Here is a 6773-nt window from a genome sequence, read left to right on the forward strand (position 1 = left end):
AAAGAAAGGACGAAATTTGTCCTTTCTCGGTTTTAGCTTTTATTCAACCCACTACAGTTGACAAAGAGCCCTTTTTTATTTGCGTTTTCTTGCGATGAGATGGATTGGAGTCCCCTCAAAAACAAAGGCCTTGCGAATTTGATTTTCCAAGAAACGTAGGTAAGAAAAGTGCATGAGTTCTTCTTCGTTGACAAAGATGACAAAGGTTGGTGGTTTGGTTGCCACTTGGGTCGCGTAGAAAATCTTGAGGCGTTTACCTTTGTCTGTCGGTGTTGGATTGATGGCAATGGCATCCATGATGACATCGTTCAAGACAGCTGATGGAATACGTGTGTTTTGACTTTCACTGATTTGCTTGATCATCTCAGGCAGTTTGTGGAGACGTTGCTTGGTCAAAGCAGATACAAAGATAATCGGTGCGTAAGGCAAGTATTGGAACTGCTCACGGATATCTTCTTCCCAGTTTTTCATAGTGTGGTTGTCTTTTTCAAGCGTATCCCACTTGTTGACCACGATAATCATCCCTTTACCAGCTTCATGGGCAAATCCTGCAATACGCTTGTCGTATTCACGAATGCCTTCTTCCGCATTGATAACCATCAAGACCACATCTGAGCGGTCAATAGCACGCATGGCACGCATAACAGAGTATTTCTCAGTATTTTCATAAACCTTACCAGATTTACGCATACCAGCCGTATCAATCATGGTAAACTCTTGACCATCTGTATCTGTAAAGTGGGTATCAATGGCGTCACGCGTTGTTCCAGCAACGGGACTGGCAATGACACGGTCTTCTCCCAAGATAGCATTAATCAAGCTTGATTTTCCAACGTTTGGACGACCAATCAGACTAAACTTAATGACATCTGGGTTTTCTTCCTCATATTCATTTGGAAGATTTTCTACAATAGCGTCTAGCACATCCCCTGTACCGATACCATGGACAGATGAGATTGGCAGTGGTTCACCCAAACCGAGGGCATAGAAATCATAGATATCATTTCGCATCTCAGGGTTGTCCACCTTGTTGACTGCGAGGATAACTGGTTTGTGGGTCTTATAAAGCTTACGGGCTACGTATTCGTCTGCATCGGTAATTCCTTCCTTACCAGACACGACAAAGACGATAACATCGGCTTCTTCCATGGCAATTTCTGCCTGGTGCTTGATTTGTTCCATGAAAGGAGCATCGACATCATCGATTCCTCCTGTATCAATCATGCTAAAGGAACGATTGAGCCACTCACCCGTTGCATAGATACGGTCACGTGTCACTCCTTCGACATCTTCTACAATGGAGATTCGCTCACCAGCGATCCGATTAAATAGGGTTGATTTCCCAACATTGGGACGTCCTACAATGGCAATAGTTGGTAGGGCCATAATTTCTCACTTTCTACAATAACTTCTTCTGTTCAAGATTTTTTCTAGTTGAGCTTGGTTCAGCTTGACCAAACTGTTCTGCTAGGCGCTGACTCCAGCTTGTGGTCGCACGCGCTCCAGCATAGTCAGCCTGTACACGATCGTAAGCTTGGATTGCCTCAGTTGACTGTTCTTGGTATTCTTCCTCAAAGACAACATTCTCTAGTGGCAGTCTTGGTTTCACATCATGATGTTGATTTGGCACACCTAGTGCCAGCCCAAAGACAGGATAGGTGTAGTCAGGCAGGTTAAAGAGCTCTGCCACTTCTTCTGACTTGTACCGCACCAAGCCAATGATAACACCACCATAGCCCAAACTTTCAGCCGCCAGCAAGGCATTTTGTCCAGCAAGAGCCGCATCGACCGAACTAATCAAGAGCCCTTCCACCCCTTGAGGTTGGAATGTATCGGTATGAAGTCGTGCTCCCTTTTCTGCTCGGTTCAAGTCTCCGACAAAGAGAAGGAAAACAGCTGACTGGCGAATGGCTTCTTGAGGCACCAATTCATACAAGGCATCTTTCTTTTCTTGACTTCGTACCACAATCACAGAGTAGGACTGGAAATTCTTCCAAGACGAGGCCATCTGGGCCGCTGTCAGGATTTCAGTCAAATCTTCCTGAGGAAGGGCTTGCTCCTTAAATCTGCGCACTGAAGTGTGAGCCTTCATTAATTTGATTGTTTCTGTCATCGACGGTTTACTCCTTCTAAACGAGTTTCCTCAGCCAAATAACGGATGCGTTCCATAACTCGTCTGGCTTCCCAGGTTTCGTCATTTCCATTTTTCCCTTTAGCGAAATGCTTCTCCAAATCTTCAAAGTTGAAGTTAGAGGTGAAAAAGGTCGGTAAATTTTCCTGCATCCGATATTGGAGAATGACCTGCAGGATTTCGTCACGCACCCAAGGTGTTGATTGCTCGGCACCAATATCATCTAAAATCAGGACTTCAGAAAGCTTGATCTCATCCACCAAGGTCTTCACATTGCCATCACTGATGGCATTTTTAGCATCAATGACAAAGCTAGGATAATGGAGGAGAGTTGATGAAACACCACGTTTTTCTGATAAATCATGGGCTAAGGCAGCCACCATGAAACTTTTACCCACACCAAAGTCTCCATACAAGTAAAGACCTTTTTGAATAGCTGGATATTGCTCCACGAAAGCTAATAGCTTTTCAAAAACTGGCAAGCGACCCAAATCATCCAAGTCTACTTGAGCTAAACTAGCTTTCTTGAGAGTAGCTGGCAGATTGATTAACCTGAGACGGTTCTTAATAGCCGCTTCTTTTTCAGCCGCAATTAGTTCAGGAGTTTCTTCATAAGAAACGTCCGCATAGCCATGATTCATAACCAAAATCGGCTTGTAGCCTTTGGCAATATAATCTGTATCTCCTCGGAGGAATTTATCTCTCTCAGTGATGTATTGGTTAAACTTGGAAATACTACGGTTCAACTCGTCCTGATTGAGGGATTCTTGCTGGATAAAGGCCGCAACATCAGGGTCCTTCATGATTTTCTGGACTAAATCTTGATAGTGAAAACGGCTAGGTTGACGTTTGAGTACGTCTCCGACACTTTCCATCTAATCTCCTCCTTTTTCTAATCGAGCTAATAGTTCTTGTTTCTTACGTTCTAGTTCCAGACGAGTTTCCTCGCTGGTTTCATTCTTATAATCTGGATTGCTCCACTTGGGTACATTGGACTTGGTAGGACTGGGTTTACTGCCTTTTTGAGCCTGACTCTTTTGCCCACGTTCACGGATCCGAAGAACTGCCTCTTCTGCCGAATGAATCTTTTGATAAGCATAGTCATTGGCTACCTTCATGGCATATTTCTCATTGATATTTGCCGAATCCACCTTATTAAAAGTCAATAAGAGAATGATATTGATGACTTCGTCCAGTAAGCCCAAGCCAGCCATTTGTTGCAAGAGTTCTCTTTCTGTTTGGGTAATGGTTCCCTTGCGTGTCTGCTTGATTTCTGCCAAAAACTGCATGGCAGTTTTACTTTTTGCTTCCTTGATAATAGTTGCTTCCTTAGAACTAAAGTCAGAGGAAACCGGTTTTTGAGCAATTTTTTCACGCATGCGTTTGGTTGAAATAACCTGGGAAACAGCTGTTGACTTAGCCAATTGATAGGTTTCAAACCAAGTCCATTTCTTCTCCTCGGCAATGGCAAAGAGGTTTAAGACATCGGACTGCTCATCCGCAAAACGAAGCCCATCTCGAGCCATAAGCTGACGAAAATGGTCCAAGTCAAAATCGTTGGCCACTTTCTTCTTGAGACTAAGGTCTTCTTGACTTCCTAGTTCTGCCAAATCTGGAAAGACTTGATTGAGTGAGACAGATATTTCTTCTCCCTCAGCACTCTCAACTTTCAAATCCTCTACAGCTGCATCGCCAATCTTTTTCTCCAAAAGTCTGCGATAAACAGGATGCTCCAAGAAGTCTTGACTAGAGAGAGGAGCATGGAGGACTAACTGATAAACATCCCCATTTTGATAGATAGTCAAGAGATTGAAAGCAGATAGGATTTTCAGAGATTTTATCAATCTATCCATCCCAAAGTTGAGATGGTTGAGAATGCTTGAAAAGAGATATTCCTTTCTACCATTGTCCCAAAAACTGATTGTATAAAGATAAAGGCTCAGTGCCTCCTGACCGATAATCGGGAGGTAGCACTGTACCAGAGATGAGGTATCTTGCGACACCCGATTATTCTTTAGATAAGAAAAACGGTCAATTGGCTTCATTTATCTTTCCTTTTTCTTTTTAGAGGACTGGGTGATTTGTTGGAGCAAGCTCTCTAACTCACTGACATCCTTAAAACTACGATAGACACTGGCAAAACGTACATAGGTAATCTCGTCCAATTCAGCCAACTCCTCCATGACCAGTGAACCAATGTCCTCACTTTGAATTTCATTTTCATTTCGACCACGGAGTTTCTGTTCGATACGATTGACTACCATGTTGATTTCATCACTTGACACAGGACGTTTCTGGGCTGAGCGGATAATCCCATTAAAGATTTTATCTCTGGAGAATTGTTCCCGTGTGCCATCTTTTTTAACAACCACTAAGGTTCTTTCTTCTACCCGTTCGTAGGTTGTAAAACGGTGTTGGCATTCATCGCACTCACGTCTTCTACGAATGGTGTTCCCTTCTTCTGCTTGGCGACTATCGATAACACTTGACTTGGTAGCCCCACATTTTGGACAACGCATCCTTTCCCTCCTTATCGTTTTCTTTTCATTATACCATTTTTTAAGCGATTCCCAAAACAATTCTTCTTTTTGCTTGACAAGTTTTTTGTTTTGTTGTATTATTTAATTAAGACAAAGAGATAAGAGAAAGGAGACCAAGATGTCCTGGACATTTGACAACAAAAAACCCATCTATTTACAGATTATGGAGAAAATCAAGCTTCAGATTGTTTCCCATACACTGGAACCCAATCAACAACTTCCAACCGTGAGAGAACTAGCAAGCGAGGCAGGTGTCAATCCAAACACCATCCAAAGAGCCTTGTCAGACCTTGAACGAGAAGGCTTTGTCTACAGCAAGCGAACAACTGGACGATTTGTGACTGAGGATAAGGAGCTAATCGCCCAATCACGCAAACAATTATCGGAAGAAGAATTGGAACACTTCGTTTCCTCCATGACCCATTTTGGCTATGAAAAAGAAGAACTACCAGGCGTAGTCGGCGATTATATTAAAGGAGTTTAAGCCTATGTCATTACTAGCATTTGAAAATGTATCCAAATCATATGGAGCAACACCAGCCCTTGAAAATGTTTCCCTTGACATTCCAGCTGGAAAAATTGTTGGTCTCCTTGGGCCAAATGGCTCAGGAAAAACAACCCTGATTAAACTAATCAATGGCCTCTTACAACCAGATCAAGGATGTGTCCTCATCAACGACATGGACCCAAGCCCAGCAACCAAGGCTATCGTAGCTTATTTGCCGGATACGACCTATCTCAATGAGCAAATGAAGGTCAAAGAAGCCCTAACCTACTTCAAGACCTTCTATAAAGATTTCAATCTTGAACGCGCCCATCATCTACTTGCAGACCTAGGTATTGATGAAAATAGTCGTCTCAAGAAACTGTCAAAAGGAAACAAGGAAAAGGTACAACTAATTTTGGTTATGAGCCGTGATGCTCGTCTCTATGTTCTGGACGAACCCATTGGTGGAGTGGATCCAGCAGCCCGTGAGTATATCCTCAATACCATTATCAATAACTACTCACCAACTTCTACCGTTTTGATTTCTACCCACTTGATTTCTGATATCGAGCCAATCTTGGATGAAATTGTCTTTCTCAAAGACGGAAAAGTCGTCCGTCAAGGTAATGTAGATGATATTCGCTATGAGTCAGGTGAATCCATTGACCAACTCTTCCGTCAGGAATTTAAGGCCTAAGCAAAGGAGATTATTATGTTTTGGAATTTAATTCGCTACGAATTTAAAAATGTTAACAAGTGGTATTTAGCCCTCTACGCTGCTGTTCTAGTCCTTTCCGTTCCCCTGGGAATGCAAGGACACTACTATTCTTATGTATCTTTCAAAGATAGCCAACCTTTCCTATTTATCTTTCTGGCTCTCGTCTTTGGTGGCTTGATAATTACACTTGGGATTTCAACTCTTTTCTTGATTATTAAACGTTTTAAAGGTAGTGTCTATGACCGCCAAGGCTATCTGACTTTGACCTTGCCAGTTTCTGAGCACTATATCATCACTGCTAAATTAGTCGGAGCCTTTATCTGGTCTATACTTAGCTCGGCTGTACTGGCTCTAAGTGCTTTTCTTATTGTGACTATAACGGTTCCAGATTGGATGTCACATTATGACTGGTTCCCACTTGTAGGAACATACCTTCCTCAACTCTCTCTTGTGGGGTTATCCTTCCTATTAAATACCATTTCTGGAATCCTCTGCATATACTTGGCTATTTCCATCGGACAACTTTTCAACGAATACCGCACAGCACTCGCTGTTGCAGCCTACATTGGTATCCAAATTGTCGTTGGCTTTATTGAAGTCTTCTTCAATACCAGTGCTAACTTCTATGTCAATTCACTTGCAGGATTTAATGATAATTTCTATATGGGAGCAAGTACATCCATTATCGAGGAACTCATATTCATAGCTATTTTTTACCTCGGAACCTACTATATTTTGAGAAACAAGGTTAATTTGCAATAGTTTTAAAGTCTAGCGACAATAACTCGCTAGACTTTTTTCGTTCTCAGGACTTACATTTTTAGGCTCTTTGTCAACTGTAGTGGGTTGAAGAAAAGCTAAGCTCTAGAAAGGACAGATTTAGTCCTTTCTTTTTTG

General features: G+C 42.3%; 8 protein-coding genes. 3 read left to right on the forward strand and 5 right to left on the reverse strand.

Annotation, left to right across the window (positions count from 1 at the left end):
* Positions 1-75 precede the first annotated feature (75 nt).
* The 5 genes from der to nrdR are packed head-to-tail and all read right to left on the reverse strand — an operon-like array spanning position 76 to position 4650.
* Positions 76-1386 carry a ribosome biogenesis GTPase Der gene (gene der, locus QP439_RS08600; RefSeq protein ID WP_001207696.1) on the reverse strand — a complete coding sequence of 437 codons (1311 nt, stop codon included), beginning with the start codon at positions 1384-1386 and terminating at the stop codon, positions 76-78.
* Between the two features lie 13 nt (positions 1387-1399).
* Positions 1400-2113, reverse strand: coding sequence for an NADPH-dependent oxidoreductase (locus QP439_RS08605; RefSeq protein ID WP_285389550.1), 714 nt, complete (start codon positions 2111-2113; stop codon positions 1400-1402).
* A complete protein-coding gene (gene dnaI / locus QP439_RS08610) occupies positions 2110-3006 on the reverse strand; it encodes a primosomal protein DnaI (protein ID WP_033681480.1) in 897 nt (298 codons plus the stop codon). The genes QP439_RS08605 and dnaI overlap by 4 nt, the downstream gene beginning before the upstream one ends.
* On the reverse strand, positions 3007-4176 hold the full coding sequence (locus QP439_RS08615) for a DnaD domain protein (protein ID WP_285389554.1): 1170 nt from the start codon (positions 4174-4176) through the stop codon (positions 3007-3009).
* Positions 4177-4650, reverse strand: coding sequence for a transcriptional regulator NrdR (gene nrdR / locus QP439_RS08620; protein WP_001203672.1), 474 nt, complete (start codon positions 4648-4650; stop codon positions 4177-4179). It lies immediately after the preceding gene.
* 139 nt (positions 4651-4789) lie between these two features.
* Here nrdR and QP439_RS08625 point away from each other — a divergent pair, with 139 nt between their 5' ends.
* From QP439_RS08625 to QP439_RS08635, 3 genes are read left to right on the forward strand one after another with little or no spacing between them, the layout of a single operon-like run.
* A complete protein-coding gene (locus QP439_RS08625; protein WP_000119149.1) occupies positions 4790-5155 on the forward strand; it encodes a GntR family transcriptional regulator in 366 nt (121 codons plus the stop codon).
* A gap of 4 nt (positions 5156-5159) precedes the next feature.
* Entirely contained in the window at positions 5160-5855 is a 696-nt protein-coding gene (locus QP439_RS08630) for an ABC transporter ATP-binding protein (protein WP_285389565.1), read from the forward strand.
* A gap of 15 nt (positions 5856-5870) precedes the next feature.
* On the forward strand, positions 5871-6638 hold the full coding sequence (locus tag QP439_RS08635) for a hypothetical protein (protein ID WP_285389568.1): 768 nt from the start codon (positions 5871-5873) through the stop codon (positions 6636-6638).
* Positions 6639-6773 lie beyond the last annotated feature (135 nt).

This window comes from Streptococcus sp. UMB1203 (genome assembly GCF_030217725.1).
In the GTDB taxonomy this organism is placed as follows: domain Bacteria; phylum Bacillota; class Bacilli; order Lactobacillales; family Streptococcaceae; genus Streptococcus.